This window comes from Dyadobacter koreensis, assembly GCF_900108855.1.
GTDB lineage: Bacteria > Bacteroidota > Bacteroidia > Cytophagales > Spirosomataceae > Dyadobacter > Dyadobacter koreensis.
Map to the genome: position 1 here is coordinate 466,264 of NZ_FNXY01000004.1, position 17,734 is coordinate 483,997.

Below are 17,734 nucleotides of genomic sequence, written 5' to 3' on the forward strand. Positions count from 1 at the left end.
AAACATCATTGTTATGACATTAATTCCAAAGTTAACATAAAAAACTATCTTTGCAACTTCATTAAAAAGCGAAGTGGCAAACCGTCATACTGCTTTCCATTACATAATATTTACGAAGAATGAGTAAAGCCTTACCAACACGCAGTGAAAATTACTCCGAATGGTACAATGAACTTGTAAAAAGAGCCGATCTGGCTGAAACTTCCGCTGTAAGAGGCTGTATGGTGATTAAACCTTATGGCTATTCGATCTGGGAAAAAATGCAGCGCGCATTGGATGATATGTTCAAAGAAACAGGTCATCAGAATGCGTATTTCCCCCTTTTTATCCCGAAATCATATCTGAGCAAAGAGGCTTCACACGTGGAAGGTTTTGCTAAAGAATGTGCTGTTGTCACACATTATAGATTGAAAAATGACCCTAATGGCGGTGGCGTTATCGTTGACCCCGAAGCGAAACTGGAAGAAGAACTTATCGTTCGTCCAACTTCGGAAACGGTGATATGGAGCACATATAAAAACTGGATCCAGTCATACCGCGACTTACCTTTATTGATTAATCAGTGGGCCAACGTTGTGCGCTGGGAAATGCGTACCCGGTTATTTCTGAGGACTACCGAATTCCTTTGGCAGGAAGGGCATACAGCGCATTCTACTTCTGCCGAAGCTGTGGCAGAAACCAAACAGATGCTTGAAATCTATGCGCAGTTTGCGGAAGAGTGGATGGCACTTCCCGTAGTAAAAGGTGTAAAAACGGCTAATGAGCGCTTTGCAGGCGCTGTCGATACTTATTGTATAGAGGCCCTTATGCAGGATGGAAAGGCATTACAAGCCGGAACTTCCCATTTCCTGGGGCAAAATTTCGCTAATGCTTTTGATGTGAAATTCCAGGATAAAGAAGGTAAGCTTGAATATGTCTGGGGTACTTCATGGGGTGTGAGCACACGACTGATGGGTGCATTAATTATGGCTCATTCCGATGACAGCGGCCTGGTTTTACCTCCGAAGCTTGCGCCGATCCAGGTTGTGATTGTTCCGATTTATAAAAATGAAGAACAACTTACCCAGATTTCGGAAAAAGTAAGCGAGATAACTAAACAACTGAGGAAAAAAGGAATCAGTGTCAAGTTCGATAACAATGACGCGTACAAACCTGGTTACAAATTTGCAGAGTACGAGCTTAAAGGCGTACCGGTAAGGCTAGCCATGGGTGCACGCGATCTTGAAAACAATACAGTTGAAGTTGCCCGCCGGGATACAAAAACAAAAGAGACGGTATCGCTTGATGGAATAGTGGATCAAATCAGCGCTCTTCTTGATAATATTCAGGAATCAATCTACAATAAAGCACTGGCCTTCCGTGAAGAAAACACTTACAAGGTTGACACTTTTGAAGAATTCAATAAAGTGCTCGATACTAAAGGAGGATTTATTCTCGCTCACTGGGATGGAACTTCCGAAACGGAAGAAAAAATCAAGGAAGAAACTAAAGCGACCATTCGCTGTGTTCCTTTAAATTCTGTTGAAGAGGAAGGCGTGTGTATTTATACCGGAAAACCTTCTTCAAGACGCGTTGTTTTCGCAAGAGCCTATTAATTCTGGTTACGAAAACTTCACCATTAAACTATTTTTTTACCAATATATCTAATAAAATGAAACAAGCACAAGCAGGTGATACTGTCCAGGTACACTACACAGGCACTCTTCCAGATGGCCAACTGTTTGATTCCTCGGCAGGACGTGAGCCATTGTCTTTTCAGTTGGGAAGTGGGATGGTGATTAAAGGCTTTGACGACGGTGTTACCGGAATGGCAGTTGGAGATAAAAAAACAATCCATATCCCGAACGAGGAAGCGTACGGCCCGATCAATGAGGATATGATTGTTAATTTCGATCGCAGCCAGATTCCGTCTGACATTCCTTTGGAGGTTGGTATCACTCTGAACATGCACCAGGACGGCAATGGGCAGGTAATTCCTGTTATTGTTAAAGAAGTAGGTGAAGCGCACGTTATTCTTGACGCGAACCATCCATTGGCAGGTCAGGATCTGATTTTCGAACTGGAACTTGTAGGTATCGAATAGCAATGTCATACACAAAAAGAAAGTCCTGAAAACTTAAATTTTCAGGATTTTCTTTTTGTCACCATTGTTATTTTATTCTACCCATTTAAGACTGAATAATTCGGGCTTTCCTTTTTTCAGTTTTAGTAGCACCTGCTTGTCTGCCAGATCATTTAACATACGCTCAGCTCTTTTTTCCGATATATTGATGATTCGGGAGAATACTTTTGCCGTTACCGAGTCGTATTCTTTAAGGTATTGAATTAGTGTTCTGACATGCCGCGAATCAAGCAAGGTTTTGGTATCAAAATCACTTTGGCCTTCAATAAACAGCCGCAAAGTTGGAACGCTCTTATCTTTCACACGAATGTAAATCATTCTCTGTCCCTTCTCATTGATTGCATAATGCGGACGTTCCTGGCTTTCGTCAATTTCAATCCTGAGCAATATGCGGTTATCGAGTTTTTCAGATTTAAATCTGACAGGGATCATTTTATCGATCAGTTCAGTGCAGGCTTTTTCCAGTTTTTCCAACTCTTTCAATTCAGAAGTTATCCCAAGTAATTCCCGGTTGTCGCCTACCCCGACCAGCAAAACCCCGCCGGATGTATTGGCAAAAGATGCTATAGTTTTTGCAATTTTAAACGGACTGTCGATCGTCCTTTTAAACTCTACGTTCAAACCCTCACCCTGCTTGATTAACTGAATTGTACTTTTTACCATTTATTTAAATTAATCCATATTTTTTGCCAGGCAAAGACCTCACCATTCCCTGAAATTCCAGGTTAAGTAATAATGCCGCCAATTTATTCAGATGCATACCACTTTGCCAGGAAAGTTCATCCAGCTGCATAACACCCTGACGTTTAAGCAAAGATAAAACCTGACCCTCATCCTGCGTAAAACCATCAAAGACTTGGTTAGGGTCAATCAAACCTTCCAATTGGGTAACACTTAAATTTCCCTCTTTGTTCTTTAAATTCCAACCAATGGCTTCGGCCATTTCATTGACCGAAGTAAAAATTGCGGCTTTATTTTCCCGGATGAGGTTATTGCAGCCTTCTGACTGTGGATTATTTAAATTTCCTGGAACGGCGAAAACTTCGCGGTGATAATTCTGTGCGAATTCAACTGTAATCAAACTACCGCCCTTTTTCGCGGATTCAACAACGATGGTAATGTCGCTTAAACCAGCAATGATACGGTTACGCGCTGGGAAACGCATAAAATCTGGTTTGGTATACAAAGCATTTTCTGTTACCAAACCGCCATTCTGTTCCATATCCTTCGCGGTTTTTTGATGAGTTGCCGGATAAATAACGCTCAGTCCACTAGCCATAACCCCGATCGTGGCAATATCATTTTTCAGACACGCCCGATGTGCTGTAATGTCGACACCATAAGCGAGTCCGCTTACAACGAGCGGATTAAAAGGAATTAAATCCTTGATTATTGTCTCTGTCACCGACTTACCATATTCACTGATTTGTCTGGTCCCGACGATACCGATTGTACGCTGACTATTGTAATCAAAATTTCCTTTTGAATAAAGTAGAACAGGCGCGTCGTATAGCGATTTAAGTCTGTTAGGATAAGTGCTGTCAGAAAAAAAATGAAGCGTGGCCCCGCTCCTGATACAGTTAGCCCATTCGGTTTCTGCCTGCGGCAAACCCTCTTTTTTGAGAATCATACGCGCTGCCTTATCGCCGATGCCGGGTATTTTGATCAACTTTTTATAATCAGAGCTGAATACTTTTTCTGCACTTCCGCAATAGCTGATGAGCTGCCGAATAGTAACCGCCCCTATTCCCGGCGTATTAACCAAGGCAAGTGTGCAAAGCTTTTCGCTTTCCAGTGATTCCAACATATTATTTAGTGTGTGTTTGACTTGCAAATTATAAAATATTGGTTCGGAATTTTAGTTTTTCCACACATAATAAATGAAATATACGTGGCACGGGATTTGCCATGCTAGATTCAAAATTAACAAGCCAAAATCCCTACATGGAAAACTTAAATACTGAAGACACCGACATTATAGAAAATTTTGAAGGAATGGGTGCTATATGCCACCCCGAAGGCGTTCACTACCGAGTATGGGCTCCCAACGCAGATAGCGTTTCGGTTGTAGGTTCATTTAACGACTGGAATGCAGAAGCGAATCCGATGCATCAGGAAGAAAATGGCAATTGGGGGCTTTTAGTAGAAAATTCCAAAGAGGGCGATGAGTATAAATTTGCATTGAAAACGCCAAACGGAGATTTTCAGCGTAACGATCCTTATGCTTTAAAAGTTACCAATTCTGTGGGAAATAGCGTGGTTTATAATCATGCGAGCTTTGACTGGCAGGACGCCAACTATTCTATGCCTAGCTGGAATGAGCTCGTTATATATGAACTGCATATCGGAACATTCCATGTTAAAGATGAAAACCACATTGGAACATTTTACACTGCCATTGAAAAACTAGGTTACCTGAAAGAACTTGGCATTAATGCGGTTGAATTAATGCCAAGCGCAGAGTTTCCGGGCGATCGCTCATGGGGATATAATCCTTCAAATCCATTTGCGATTGAATCAGATTACGGTGGACCAGAAGGTTTGAAAGCATTTGTCAAAGCCGCGCACGAAGCTGGTATCGCAGTTATTTTAGACGTGGTATATAATCATTTCGGCCCCTCAGACTTGGATCTATGGCGGTTTGACGGCTGGTCAGAAAATGACGGCGGAGGGATTTACTTTTACAATGACTGGAAAGCAGAAACACCATGGGGAGGTACAAGACCTGACTATGGCCGGGGTGAAGTAAGACAATATATTCATGATAACGCCATGATGTGGTTGAGAGACTACCGCATTGATGGTCTCAGAATGGATATGGTTGTTTACATCAGAAACGTAAAAGCTGACGGAAATCCGGGCAATGATTTGAAGGATGGTATCTCTTTAATGCAATGGATCAATAAGGATATAAAGGACAATTTCCCTAATCGAATAACCATTGCCGAAGATATGCACTCGCTTGACATGGTAACTAATTCTGTTGAAAACGATGGAATGGGTTATGGATCTCAATGGGATGCAGAATTTGTCCATTCGGTACGCGATGCAATAATCACAGCAAATGATCAGGACAGAAATATTCCAAGTGTCGTTGACGCGATAACTAGCCGTTACAACTCAGATTCATTCCAAAGAATTATTTACACCGAGTCTCATGACGAAGTAGCTAACGGCCAGGCCAGAGTTGCAGAAGAGATCGCCGATGGTGATGTAAACAACTGGTATTCTAAGAAGAGGGCTGCTTTGGGTGTGGCACTGGTAATGACTTCCCCGGGTATTCCGATGATCTTTCAAGGTCAGCCTTTGCTGGAGGACAAGTGGTTTTCTGACACTGATCCTCTTGATTGGGCAAGACAGGAGCAATTTGCCGGATTTACAAACCTGCACAGGGATTTGATCCATTTGCGCAGAAATTGGTTTGGCGTAACAGAAGGTTTGCAAGGACAGGATGTTCACATCATCCGTGCAGATAATGACAAAAAGGTAATTGTTATGCACCGTTACAAAGACGGCGGGCCGAAAGACAGTGTCGTGGTTGTACTGAATTTTTCAACACAGACATTCGATGACTACAAAGTTGGTTTCCCAAGAGCTGGTTCATGGAAACTTCGTTTCAATAGCGACAACGAAAGCTATGATCAGGATTTCTCGAACCTGGGTATATTCGATGTTACTACAACGGAAGGAGAGTTTGACAATTTATCAAACTATGTATCCCTGCAAATTCCGCCTTATTCTGCCCTTATCTATTCTCAGGAAGAATAAGAGTAAAAATCAAGAGTAAAAACAACTATTACAGAGAAGAGCTTCCAAATGGAAGCTCTTTTTTCAATTTATTACGCTGAACAAGCGGTTCCACCGAATCTTTTCCAGAAAATTAATTGGATCCGGATCAATAGACATCCATACAAATACTGCCTTTCCGACGATATGATTTTTCGGAACAAACCCCCAATAACGCGAATCAGCGGAGTTATGCCGGTTATCGCCCATCATAAAATAATAATCCTGCTTGAAAGTATAGTTCGTAATTTTCTGTCCGGCCTTGATAAGTTCTCCGTTTTTTATAACCACATTTTGGTTTCCTTCAAAAAACTGGATGATCTCCCCAAACAATGCGATATTTCGAGGTATTAATGAAATTGTCATTCCCTCTTTCGGAACAGTAACCGGGCCATAGTTGTCTTTATTCCAATCAAACAATTCAGAATTTGGATAGAGATATGTTTCCTTCATCCCTTTTGGAAGAACAGAGAGTTGGACGCGTTTGATAAAATCGTATGCTTTCAATTTCTCCGCAGTACCGGCTGTTGTTTTGACAATATATCCGGACTCATCATTTGCTGCAAGCGTGTCATTAAACGTTTCGGTGTAAGGTGAATATTCCCTAATACCATTTTTTCTGAACACATTAAGCTCATTGATTAAAGCAGCTGACGACACGAAATAGTCGTTCTGCATTCCCTCTGGATTTGTACTCGCAATGCCATTGACATACACCTGCCCACCTTTCACTTCTAAATTATCTCCGGCCTGGGCCACACATCTTTTGATGTAATTGGTACGCAGGTCGATTGGATGCGGTTTAAGATTTGGCAGCACGTTGCTATATTTTTGATATACGCCCTCATTTTCAGAAGGAATATTGAAGACAACTACGTCCCCTCTTTTTACATCTGAAAAACCAGGCAATCTAAATTCCGGAAGGGAAACCCAATCCAGGTATGAAGGAATCTGTGTTCCCCAGATGGTCTGATGCGTCAGAGGGACCTGCAGCGGTGTTATAGGCGTCCGTGTGCCATAATGTAGTTTGCTGACAAACAGATATTCCCCAACGAGCAGTGTGCTTTCCATCGACGACGAGGGGATAACAAAAGCCTCAAAAAATAGCCAACGGATTAATGTGGCTGCGAATACAGCAAACAGTATTGAGTCCAGCCAGTCGCGAAATGCCGATTCCTTATTTTTCAAATCTTTTTGCAAAGGCTGTATTTTCCTTTTTACAGAGGTTATCATTGTGCAATTATTTTCCGAAATATAATTACATTTTAGTATAATATACAAACAACTATATATAATTTAATTTTATAATGTATTTTATAAACGCAGTAAATGAAAAAGGGAAGAATGGATTGATCCATTCTTCCCTTTTTCATTTATTTTCTATTTATGTCAATTAATTGATCACGCGGAACAATCTGCTCCATCTTATTTTACCGAAGAAGCTTGTTGGCGCCGGATCAATCGACATCCATACAAAGACTGCTTTTCCGACGATGTGATCTTTCGGAACAAATCCCCAGTAACGTGAGTCCGCAGAATTGTGGCGGTTATCTCCCATCATGAAGTAATAATCCTGATCAAAAGTATATGAAGTGATTACTTTACCAGCGATTTTTACACTTGTCTCAGCCAGTTCAACGCCGTCCTTTCCTTCATAATTTTTGATTACCGGCCCATACAATGCGATATTTTCCGGAGTAAGCTGAACAGTCATTCCTTTTGCCGGAATTGTAATTGGTCCATAATTATCTCGGTTCCATTTGAACAGCTGAGAATTTGGATATAACATCGGCTCACTGATTTCTTTCGAAGCCTTTACCACCGTGACATCTTTAACGAAGTCATATGTTTTCAATTTCGCAGCAAGTTCAACGGTCGTATAAACCAGATATCCAGGCTGATCATTGCTTGCAATGGTATCGTTAAAGGTTTCGACATATGAATTGTATTCGGAAATCCCGTTATCCTTGAAAACCTTCGCTTCGTTTACGCTTGTAGTAGTTGCTACAAAATATTCATTCTCCATTCTCGGAGGGTTTTCCACAGCTGTTCCATTAGCAAAAACCTGGAGATCGCGAACTTCAAGTTTATCACCAGGGAGGCCCATGCACCTTTTGATGTAGTTTGTTTTCAAATCAACAGGGTGCTGCAACTCCGGCGGGTAATTAAATACGACAACATCTCCACGTTTTACATCACTGAAACCCGGTAAGCGGAATTGGGGTAACTGAACCGCGTCCGTATAAGATGGAATATTTGTTCCCCAGATAGTCTGATGAGTTAAAGGAACCTGTAACGGTGTTTTAGGCGTACGCGTTCCGTAATGCAACTTGCTTACAAATAAAAAGTCGCCGACCAAAAGACTGTTCTCCATCGAAGGAGTTGGAATTGTAAATGCTTCAAAGAACAACCACCGTATAAGTGTCGCAGCGATTACTGCAAACAAAATGGAGTCAAACCACTCTCTTACTGCCGATTTCTTTTTAGAAGATGAATTAGAGGTTATTCCCTTATTAAAAGCCATATTTTATTTATTGAGCGTTACGAGTTTAGTCTAAATTTTTAACAGATCGTCCATACCAAAAACACCTTGTCTGCCTGGAAGCCATTCCGCAGAGACAACCGCACCCAGCGCAAAACCTGCCCGGTTATGAGCTGTGTGGGAGATTTCAATCGTATCAACATCCGATTCGTAGCGGATGATATGTGTACCCGGAACTTCTCCTTCTCTCTCTGCTTTGATAGTGATAAATCCACCTTCATCTTCGGGTGCAAGTTTCCAACCCTGAACAGCGCTGTTTTCAGCTGCTACACCTTCCGCGAGGGTAATGGCCGTTCCACTCGGTGCATCAAGTTTGTGGATATGGTGAATTTCTGTCATCGAAGCCTGATACCCCTGTCCGTTCATCAGTTTTGCAAGATGGCGATTTAAACGGAAGAACAGGTTCACACCAATGCTGTAATTTGAAGCGTAGAAAAACGATCCTTGTTGATCTGCACACAATTGTTCTATCTCTGCACGATGTTCTAGCCAACCTGTCGTGCCGCATACGATCGGCCAGCCTTTCTTAAGACAATAGGTAATATTCGAATAAGCAGACTCAGGGGAACTGAATTCTATTGCAACATCAACATCCTCTTTACCAAGATTGTCCATTTCGGACCGGTTCTGAAGATCAATTTTCCCAACAATACTATGACCTCTTTCAAGGGCAATCTTCTCGATCGTTTTGCCCATCTTGCCGTAACCCAGCAATAATATTTTCATTTTAAAAACTTAAATTTCAATCAATACTTAACTAATTTATTTCTATCGCTTAAAGTTGAACACCAAACTTACGCCAGGTGTGGGTCTTGTCATGTTTGGCTGCTGTACTTTCGGCGCTACCTGAAATGAGATATCCTCCGATAAGTCAAAAGTTTTCAAATGTGCTGCTACGTTAGCTTCAATTATAGAAAGCGCGTAAAGCGCTACGGTGAAAACTATCGCCGTTTCGCGGAATCGTCTGTAACGGTTCTTTTCTCTTCTCACCTGGTCAACGGTCAGGGCAAGTGAATCTACTCTCTCACCATTTAAAATACCTCCTCGATAAAAAACCGGCAAACGGGTGTCAGACGTAACTCCATCTTTCAGCTGGCCGTATCTGTCACTACCTTCTGTGAGATCATAAAAAGTCTTGTAACCTTTTAAAAAATCTTTATATCGAACATTCCAGTATACGGCTGTCCATGTACCTCCTGCAAAAGCGGCATAAACCAAAGGGATTTTCCAATAATCCCGATTATAAATTTGACCTGATCCGGGTAAAATAGCTGCCAGTTTGGTGGCCTTTTTCGGATTAGGCACCCACTTTTTCTTTGTTTTTAACAAAGACGTATCGCCATTCACAATTGCTGCTGTATCTGAAACTACGATTTTGACAGCTTTTCCTTTCGCACTATCCGGTCTGACAGTCTGAGCACTTCCTCTACCTGAGATAAAAAGAACAATGCCTATTAAAAACCACTTTTTCAAGCCTTACCCTCGAATTTCAATGTTTCCAAAATCTTTTTCAATTCATCCTGCGAACCAAACGGGATCTTGATCTCACCCTTATGGTCATCACTGCTTTTCACAGATACCTTGGCTCCAAAAAAAGAAGACAATTGAAATTGCAACGACTTAATTTCCTGATTAATTGTAACAGGCTTTTTCGTTTCGAAAGACATACTGCTCATCATACCAAGCTTTCGCACCTCCTCCTCCACTTTCCGAACAGACCAGCCTTCTTCGATGATCTTGTTAAAAATCTTTAACTGAATCTGATCACTGTTGATTGTAATGATTGCCCGTGCATGACCCATGCTGATCCGATTATCGCGCAAAGCGGCCTGAATAACCGGCGGCAATTTCAATAGACGAATGTAATTATTAACCGTCGTGCGGTTCTTACCAACCCGAACACCAAGCTCTTCTTGTTTCAAATTACACTCGAGGATCAACCGTTGATAACTCAACGCGATCTCTATAGAGTTAAGGTTTTCTCTCTGAATGTTTTCGATAAGTGCCATTTCCAGCATTTGCTGGTCATTTGCGGTCCTCACATAAGCAGGGATTCTTGGCATGCCGAGAGATCTGGACGCTTGCAAACGCCGCTCTCCGGAGATAAGCTGATACTGGTCAGGACCTAATTGTCTAACCGTAATAGGTTGTATAATTCCCTGAACACGGATCGAATCTGCTAGTTCCTGAAGTGCTTCCTGATCGAATTTTGTTCTGGGCTGATAAGGATTTGCCTCAATCTGATCCAGCTCGATCTCATTCATCGACCCAACTGCATCCAGAGAAGAAGGTCTGGTGCTTGGACGCGGGGTATTATTAACCTTGTCCGAGTCCTGCAACAATGCTCCCAGGCCTCTTCCGAGCCCCGTCATTTTTTTATTTTTATTGCTTGTTTCCATTCTGCGCTGTAATCTCCCCTAGTACAATTGATCAATTAACTCCCTGATGTGCATCCGTAGAAAGCAATCCGTTCTTTGTCAGGATTTCTCTGGCCAGATTCAGATAACTGATAGCACCTTTGCTGTCTGCGTCCTGCGCCAAAACAGGTATACCATAACTTGGCGATTCACTTAAGCGAATATTACGGGGAATGATTGTATTAAATACCAAGGACTCAAAATGACTCGTAACTTCATTAACCACCTGATTTGACAAACGCAAACGAAGGTCATACATCGTCAGAAGGATACCTTCAATTGCAAGATTTGTGTTTAGCCGGGACTGGATGATCGTGATGGTGTTTAAGAGTTTCCCAAGCCCTTCCAATGCAAAATATTCGCATTGAACAGGCACAATCACAGAATCTGCCGCTGTTAAACTATTGATCGTTATTAAACCAAGCGAAGGAGAACAATCGATAATGATGAAATCATAATCGTCCCGTACTTCGGCGATCGCATCTTTCATGCGCTGCTCGCGGTTTTTCAGGTTGATCATTTCGATTTCCGCACCTACAAGATCAATATGCGATGGCAAAAGATTAAGGTTTGGAAAATCAGTTTCTAAAATAACCTCGCTTGTACGAACATCTTCCACCATACATTCGTAGATGCTGTTCTGCATTTCCTGAGGATTAAATCCCAGTCCTGAGGTGGAATTCGCCTGCGGATCTGCGTCAATAATAAGCGTACGGAATTCTAACGCTGCCAGGCTGGCAGCAAGATTAATTGCGGTCGTAGTCTTACCTACTCCGCCTTTTTGGTTTGCAATTGCAATTACTTTGCCCATGAATTGTGTGAGTTACCAGTGCCAAATTTCAATTATTCAGAGCAAACCACCAAAAAATGTTCCACGGACTTTCAATAATAACTCACTAAACCTTGTATATCAATACTTTATATCGCATTAATATTTGTTAATTTTTCAATTAAATAATAAATTGACCAATGTTTCACGCCCAAACCTCCGTTCCTTCTGTACAATTCTTGCACATTTCGATTTCCGAACGGGAGCGGATTAAAGAAGCACGGAAGTCCGTATATTTCTTCCCACGCCACAGTTCGCGAAAAGTCGAACGCTTCATATCACCAAGCTGATATTCGGCATCCTTATCAAAACAGCACGGCACAACGGCTCCATCCCAGGTAATCACACAGGAATGCCACATTTTCCAACAGTGGTCGACAAATTTATTTTTAATCGAAAACCGTCCGGTTTCTTCCTTCTTATACCTTGAGTATTTATCGATGGTTGGAATCAGATCGGATCCGTCTTCGTAATCATATATCTGCGCGGTCTTCAGACCAACTTCGTCCACGCCCATTTCCTCCGCCAGCTTCTTCACATCTTCAATCTGATGTTCATTCGGCTTTACCACCAGAAACTGAAAAATAACGTGAGGCGTGCTGGATTTAAGCTCCTTTTTCCACTTGATAATGTTCCGGGTACCCTCAAGCACCTTTTCAAGGTTTCCGCCAATACGATATTGCTGATATGTTTCCTGTGTCGTCCCGTCAATCGAAATGATCAAACGATCCAGCCCAGACTCAACTGTTTTCCTCGCTTTTTCGTCAGTCAAATAGTGAGCGTTTGTTGATGTAGCTGTATAAATGCCCTTATCATGCGCATACCGTACTAGTTCAAAAAATTTGGGGTGCAGATAAGGTTCTCCCTGAAAATAAAATATCAGATATAAAAGCGTATCAGCCAGTTCATCGATGGTTTTTTTGTAGAGTTTTTCCTCCATCATACCCGTAGGCCGTGTGAAAGAACGAAGCCCGCTCGGGCACTCCGGACAACGCAGATTACAGGATGTTGTCGGTTCGAAAGAAATCGCAATCGGCATCCCCCAATGAACAGGCCTGCCCGTTGATTTTGAGTAAAAATAACTGCTTAATATCTGAATGGCATTCCAAGCGCGCTTGGGAGTTACCTTCGACATCAGGTTCAGACCATCTTTAAAATTTTTATTCATCCTGTTAATTTTTAGCTAGGTTTTAAAGGCCTCTGCAAACCGATACCTGGCTTATAAACAATACTTTGACCATGGCTTCTAATTCAAATCATTTCAGCATTTAACGAACAGAAATTCCGGTTGAATACTTGATTTCCGAAATTACGAAGTAGCTGCTGATGTGTAACACACTTTTTAGTGCAGAAAGTTTATGCTGATAAAATTGATTATATGCTTCGCCATCCTCAACCACTACTTTTAACATGTAATCAAAATTGCCTGAAACAACTGAACATTCCAACACTTCACTCATATTAACGATCGCCTGGTTGAAATCTTCGAAGCTTTCTCTTTTTTGTTTATCAAGGGTAATATTACAGTAAACGATCAGCGATTTGCCTAATTTTCTGCGGTTCAACAGACAGACATACTTATCAATATAGCCTTCCCGCTCCAATTTCCGGATCCGGTCATGCACGGGCGTAACTGAGAGATTTATCCGGCTCGCGATTTCTTTCATCGTGAACTGAGAATTTTCCTGAAGAAGTTCCAGAATTCTGCGATCCGTAGAATCGATTTGCATAAAAGTAATTTTTAATTGTCCAGCTTTATTTTAAGGTAAATGAAAGAATAATTTTCTTTACAAGTACATCCAAACAGTTTTTATTTCTATATTTTTTCAACACAAAAGAATGTTTTTCCCTTGTATGGTAATTTTACAGTCTGACTAGAATTCACTCTTTCCCAACTATTAATATCTATTACTATGATCATCGGCGTTCCGAAAGAAATCAAAAACAATGAAAACCGTGTGGCAGTTACGCCCGCCGGAGTAACTGAGTTTCGCAAACATGGCCATACGGTTTACGTTCAAACGGAAGCTGGAAAAGGAAGTGGTTTTTCAGACGATCAGTACGCCGAAGCTGGTGCAGTGATTCTTCCAACAATCGAGGAAGTTTACGCTATCGCTGAAATGATCGTGAAGGTAAAAGAGCCAATTGCGAGCGAATATGCATTGATCAAAGAGGATCAGCTGCTGTTTACTTATTTTCACTTTGCCTCGTCAGAGCCGCTTACACACGCGATGATCGAACGGAAAGCAGTGTGTCTTGCTTACGAAACGGTTGAAAGAACAGACAGAAGCCTTCCGTTACTTATTCCAATGAGTGAAGTAGCCGGACGCATGGCCGTTCAGGAAGGTGCAAAATATCTTGAAAAACCAATGGGAGGTTTTGGAATTTTGCTTGGCGGGGTTGCCGGGGTAAAACCTGCTAATGTATTGGTTTTAGGCGGTGGGATCGTAGGAACCCAGGCTGCGAAAATGGCCGCAGGTTTAGGTGCGAACGTTACGATTGTTGACATCAGCCTGGCGCGTCTTCGTTATCTTGAAGACATTATGCCGGCGAATGTTGATACCGTTATGTCAAACGAATACAATATTCGTGATCTGGTCAAAAGTACAAACCTAATTATTGGTGGAGTTTTGATCCCGGGGGCCAAAGCACCTTCTTTGATTACACGCGATATGTTGAAACTGATGAAGCCCGGAACCGTAATGGTCGACGTGGCAATTGATCAGGGAGGCTGTTTCGAAACTTCTCATGCTACTACACACGAAGATCCAATTTACGAAGTAGACGGTGTTGTTCACTATTGCGTGGCTAATATGCCAGGTGCAGTACCCTATACCTCGACACTCGCTTTGACAAATGCAACCCTTCCTTATGCGTTGCAATTAGCGAACAAAGGATGGAAAGCGGCATGCGCAACGAATGAGGAATTACGTAAAGGACTTAATGTTGTCAACGGCAAGATCGTTTTCAAAGGCGTTTCCGAGGCATGGAGCCTACCTTATACAGAGGTTAGTGAAGTGCTCTGATTTATATATAGCGTAAAAACAAGGGCTGTATCTGATCGATACAGCCCTTGTTTTTTATAATCCAAAGTTTTTGGATATCCCGAATCCGGCGCCGCTGCCGAAGTTCAATCCAAAACTGCTGCTATTCTTTTCTCCTTTTACTTTTCCGGTTGCAAAGCCAAGGCTTCCAAAATTGAAGTTCAAAGCAAATCCGTTTTTAAGATTTACTCCGATTGCAGGAAAAAGAGTTGACTCAAAACCCGCCATTTTTACTCCTGAGGTTTTGCCAGACAAAAAACTTGTATTCAACTGGCCATAAACAGCAAAGATATCAGACAACGGATAAGCGTAACGTACGAAAGGACCCGCTCCAAAAGAGGTTGTTTTAATCTCCGGAGACCCGGTTTTCCCCGACGTCGTTTGAAAATTCACCCCGCCTGTCCAGTGGTCGTCCCATTGATAACCTACCCCGGGAGAAAAAGAGAAACTGCTCGTTTTAATATCCGAAGCGGTTTTGCTTGAATTTATGCCCAGATTTCCGTAAACCAGAATCGAATTGCGCTGAGCATAACCAGATAACCCGGCCATGGCAAGAATAAAGCTAAACAAGAATTTTTTCATTGTAGTGTGTTTTGTATAAAAGATAAACCTTTTCACCTCGTTCGGTGGTTCGCTCCTTTATACGGTCTTAATACAAAAAAGTAACTACCTGAAAAAAATTTAAAAAAGTTATTTCCTGATAGGAGAATGCAACATTTTTAGACGAACAGAGAAGCCCGGAATTTCTATATTCTAAAAATATTACAATTATTATTTGCCAGTCATTTGCTTGTTAAAAAATTATTTGTACTTTTGTAAAAAATTAGAACGAACATCCGTTCGCTTCTCTGCTTCATACACGGTCCGGCGATTATTTTTAGCGCCACTAACCTTTAAAACGCCTGGTTAGTTTTCACCCGTTTCGTCATGCAGAGCCCCACGGATGTCTTGTGGTGGGCTTAGCGCAATCCCTTAGATTTAAAATTACTGACAGTCATCAGCGTTGTTGTACCAAACCGGTTTTATACGGTTTACCTTAACAATCAGACATGATTTCAAATTGTGCAGGTTTTCAATATTGTGTTTGATATTCGTCATGAAGGATATCGGATCTGATATTGCTGGCAACCTACTGACTTCTAATTCTTAAAAATAATTTTTAAAGAATTTAACAATAACAAGATAGATGACTACTGAAACAATTGAGACAATTGAAGATTTTGAGACCTTCGCTGATTTAGGACTCTCAGAAAACATCCTTAAAGCCTTAACTGAAATGGGGTTCACCAAACCCTCTCCAATACAAGCGCAAGGTATCCCTGCTGTTATGCAAGGATCTGACGTTATTGGTCAGGCTCAAACGGGAACCGGAAAAACTGCTGCATTTGGAATACCTGTACTTGAACGTATTGATACATCTAGCAATGCTGTTCAGGCACTTATACTTTGCCCTACAAGAGAATTAGCTGTACAAGTTTCTGAAGAAATAGGAAGACTTGCTAAATTTCAGCGTGGAATTAAAATTGAAGCTATATATGGTGGTGATTCTATTGATCGCCAGATACGTTCGTTGAAAAAAGGTGTTCATATTGTTGTAGGAACTCCTGGCCGTGTGATGGATCATATGCAACGTCGCACATTGAAGTTTGATGAAGTACGTATGATGGTACTTGATGAAGCCGATGAAATGTTGGATATGGGTTTCCGTGAAGATATTGAAAGCATTTTGGCCGACATGCCGGAAGATCGTCAAACGATTCTTTTCTCTGCGACAATGTCTAAGCCGATCATGTCGATCACAAAACGCTTCCTTAACGATCCTGTATTGATTAAAGTAGTTCGCAATGAACTCACTAACGTTAATATCGAGCAAGTTTGTTTCGAAGTAAAACCACAGGCGAAAGTGGAAGTAATGACTCGTTTGATCGATATGTATCATTTGAAATCATTGCTCGTTTTTTGTAACACAAAACGTAAAGTTGATGAGATTGTTGAAGATCTTCAGCTTCGCGGATATGCCTCAGAAGGTATTCACGGTGATTTGCGCCAGCAACAACGTAGCAATGTAATGAGCAAATTCAAGGCGGGTGTAACTACGATCCTTGTTGCAACTGACGTAGCTGCACGTGGTATCGACGTAAGCGGTCTCGACGGTGTTATCAATTATGACATTCCATTAGACGAAGAATATTACGTACACCGCATTGGCCGTACAGGTCGTGCCGGTATGTCCGGAAAAGCTTTCTCACTGGTTGCACGTGATGAAAAATTCCGTTTAAAATCAATAGAGAATTATACAAAAGTAAAAATCGAAAAAGGCGTTATTCCTTCTTACGAAGATATCGTTGGTGTGCGTAAGGCTCGTTTTGTAGAAAGTATTTCAGCTGCAATTCAGGAGGGCGACACAGATCTTTACCAGGACGTACTAGAAATGCTGCGTCACAGCGGTTTCACAACAGAGCAAATCGTTGCAGCTCTTGCCAAACAAATTATGGGTGTTCAGAAAAATGAATATTCTGACGGAAACCTTGCTTGGGAAGAAAGACGCGGAGAGCGTCGTGAAGGCGGAAATGACCGTTTTGAACGTCGTTCATCAGGTTCAACAGGCGGACGTTTTGAAAGAGGAAGCCGTGATGGCGGAAGAGACGGAGATCGTCGCGGAGGAAGCGACCGTTTCGCAAGCAGAGAACGCAGCGGAGAATCGCGTGCACCTCGTGAGCGTGATGGCGAAGCTAAACGTACGGCTGCACCAGAAGCAGGTATGACTCGTTTGTTCCTAAGTCTTGGACGTAAGGATCATATCATGCCTCGTGATATCGTTGGAGCGATTGCTGGTGAAGCAAACATTCCTGGTAAAACAATCGGTGCGATTGATATCTATGATAAATTCACTTTTGTTGATGTACCAGAACGTGATGCTCGAACAGTATTGCGCGCTATGGACGGAAATACAATTAAAGGTAAAGCAGTACAGATTGATATTGCGAAATAATC

At 41.8% G+C, this 17,734-nt stretch carries 16 protein-coding genes; 5 read left to right on the forward strand and 11 right to left on the reverse strand.

What is annotated here, in order from left to right:
- The first annotated feature begins 119 nt into the window (after window positions 1–119).
- Together proS and BMY70_RS14260 are read left to right on the forward strand one after the other, a co-directional pair.
- The gene (gene proS / locus BMY70_RS14255; protein ID WP_090335911.1) at window positions 120–1,595 is read left to right on the forward strand and encodes a proline--tRNA ligase; all 1,476 of its coding nucleotides are present in this window, start codon (window positions 120–122) and stop codon (window positions 1,593–1,595) included.
- Window positions 1,596–1,651: 56 nt separating this feature from the next.
- Entirely contained in the window at window positions 1,652–2,083 is a 432-nt protein-coding gene (locus tag BMY70_RS14260; protein ID WP_090335914.1) for an FKBP-type peptidyl-prolyl cis-trans isomerase, read from the forward strand.
- Window positions 2,084–2,155: 72 nt separating this feature from the next.
- On the opposite strand, the gene BMY70_RS14265 is transcribed toward BMY70_RS14260, so the two are convergent.
- Complete coding sequence (locus tag BMY70_RS14265) at window positions 2,156–2,785, reverse strand: AlbA family DNA-binding domain-containing protein (RefSeq protein ID WP_090335915.1); 630 nt, start codon at window positions 2,783–2,785, stop codon at window positions 2,156–2,158.
- 4 nt (window positions 2,786–2,789) lie between these two features.
- Complete coding sequence (dprA, locus tag BMY70_RS14270; protein ID WP_090335917.1) at window positions 2,790–3,929, reverse strand: DNA-processing protein DprA; 1,140 nt, start codon at window positions 3,927–3,929, stop codon at window positions 2,790–2,792.
- Between the two features lie 137 nt (window positions 3,930–4,066).
- Between dprA and BMY70_RS14275 the strand changes: the two genes are divergently transcribed.
- Entirely contained in the window at window positions 4,067–5,890 is a 1,824-nt protein-coding gene (locus tag BMY70_RS14275) for an alpha-amylase family glycosyl hydrolase (protein ID WP_090335919.1), read from the forward strand.
- Between the two features lie 63 nt (window positions 5,891–5,953).
- Here the strand turns inward: BMY70_RS14275 and lepB (BMY70_RS14280) are convergent, their stop codons facing one another.
- The 8 genes from lepB (BMY70_RS14280) to BMY70_RS14315 all read right to left on the reverse strand — a co-directional run bounded on the left by lepB (BMY70_RS14280) (window position 5,954) and on the right by BMY70_RS14315 (window position 13,426).
- Window positions 5,954–7,141 carry a signal peptidase I gene (gene lepB, locus BMY70_RS14280; protein ID WP_177197023.1) on the reverse strand — a complete coding sequence of 396 codons (1,188 nt, stop codon included), beginning with the start codon at window positions 7,139–7,141 and terminating at the stop codon, window positions 5,954–5,956.
- A gap of 160 nt (window positions 7,142–7,301) precedes the next feature.
- A complete protein-coding gene (gene lepB, locus BMY70_RS14285) occupies window positions 7,302–8,432 on the reverse strand; it encodes a signal peptidase I (protein ID WP_090335922.1) in 1,131 nt (376 codons plus the stop codon).
- A 30-nt stretch (window positions 8,433–8,462) separates the two neighbouring features.
- Window positions 8,463–9,176, reverse strand: coding sequence for a 4-hydroxy-tetrahydrodipicolinate reductase (dapB, locus tag BMY70_RS14290; RefSeq protein ID WP_090335924.1), 714 nt, complete (start codon window positions 9,174–9,176; stop codon window positions 8,463–8,465).
- Between the two features lie 42 nt (window positions 9,177–9,218).
- Window positions 9,219–9,923, reverse strand: a complete 705-nt coding sequence (locus BMY70_RS14295; RefSeq protein WP_090335927.1) for a DUF5683 domain-containing protein — start codon at window positions 9,921–9,923, stop codon at window positions 9,219–9,221.
- Entirely contained in the window at window positions 9,920–10,849 is a 930-nt protein-coding gene (locus BMY70_RS14300) for a ParB/RepB/Spo0J family partition protein (protein WP_090335929.1), read from the reverse strand. The genes BMY70_RS14295 and BMY70_RS14300 overlap by 4 nt, the downstream gene beginning before the upstream one ends.
- Before the next feature lie 31 nt (window positions 10,850–10,880).
- Complete coding sequence (locus BMY70_RS14305; protein ID WP_090335931.1) at window positions 10,881–11,678, reverse strand: ParA family protein; 798 nt, start codon at window positions 11,676–11,678, stop codon at window positions 10,881–10,883.
- 163 nt (window positions 11,679–11,841) lie between these two features.
- Window positions 11,842–12,864: an SPASM domain-containing protein gene (locus BMY70_RS14310; RefSeq protein WP_090335934.1), complete on the reverse strand. Its 1,023-nt coding sequence runs from the start codon at window positions 12,862–12,864 to the stop codon at window positions 11,842–11,844.
- Between the two features lie 100 nt (window positions 12,865–12,964).
- A complete protein-coding gene (locus BMY70_RS14315) occupies window positions 12,965–13,426 on the reverse strand; it encodes an Lrp/AsnC family transcriptional regulator (protein ID WP_090335936.1) in 462 nt (153 codons plus the stop codon).
- Between the two features lie 183 nt (window positions 13,427–13,609).
- Here BMY70_RS14315 and ald point away from each other — a divergent pair, with 183 nt between their 5' ends.
- Window positions 13,610–14,722: an alanine dehydrogenase gene (ald, locus tag BMY70_RS14320; protein WP_090335938.1), complete on the forward strand. Its 1,113-nt coding sequence runs from the start codon at window positions 13,610–13,612 to the stop codon at window positions 14,720–14,722.
- A 54-nt stretch (window positions 14,723–14,776) separates the two neighbouring features.
- Here ald and BMY70_RS14325 read toward each other — a convergent pair whose 3' ends face one another.
- A complete protein-coding gene (locus BMY70_RS14325; protein ID WP_090335941.1) occupies window positions 14,777–15,322 on the reverse strand; it encodes an outer membrane beta-barrel protein in 546 nt (181 codons plus the stop codon).
- A 604-nt stretch (window positions 15,323–15,926) separates the two neighbouring features.
- Between BMY70_RS14325 and BMY70_RS14330 the strand changes: the two genes are divergently transcribed.
- On the forward strand, window positions 15,927–17,732 hold the full coding sequence (locus tag BMY70_RS14330) for a DEAD/DEAH box helicase (protein ID WP_090335943.1): 1,806 nt from the start codon (window positions 15,927–15,929) through the stop codon (window positions 17,730–17,732).
- Window positions 17,733–17,734 lie beyond the last annotated feature (2 nt).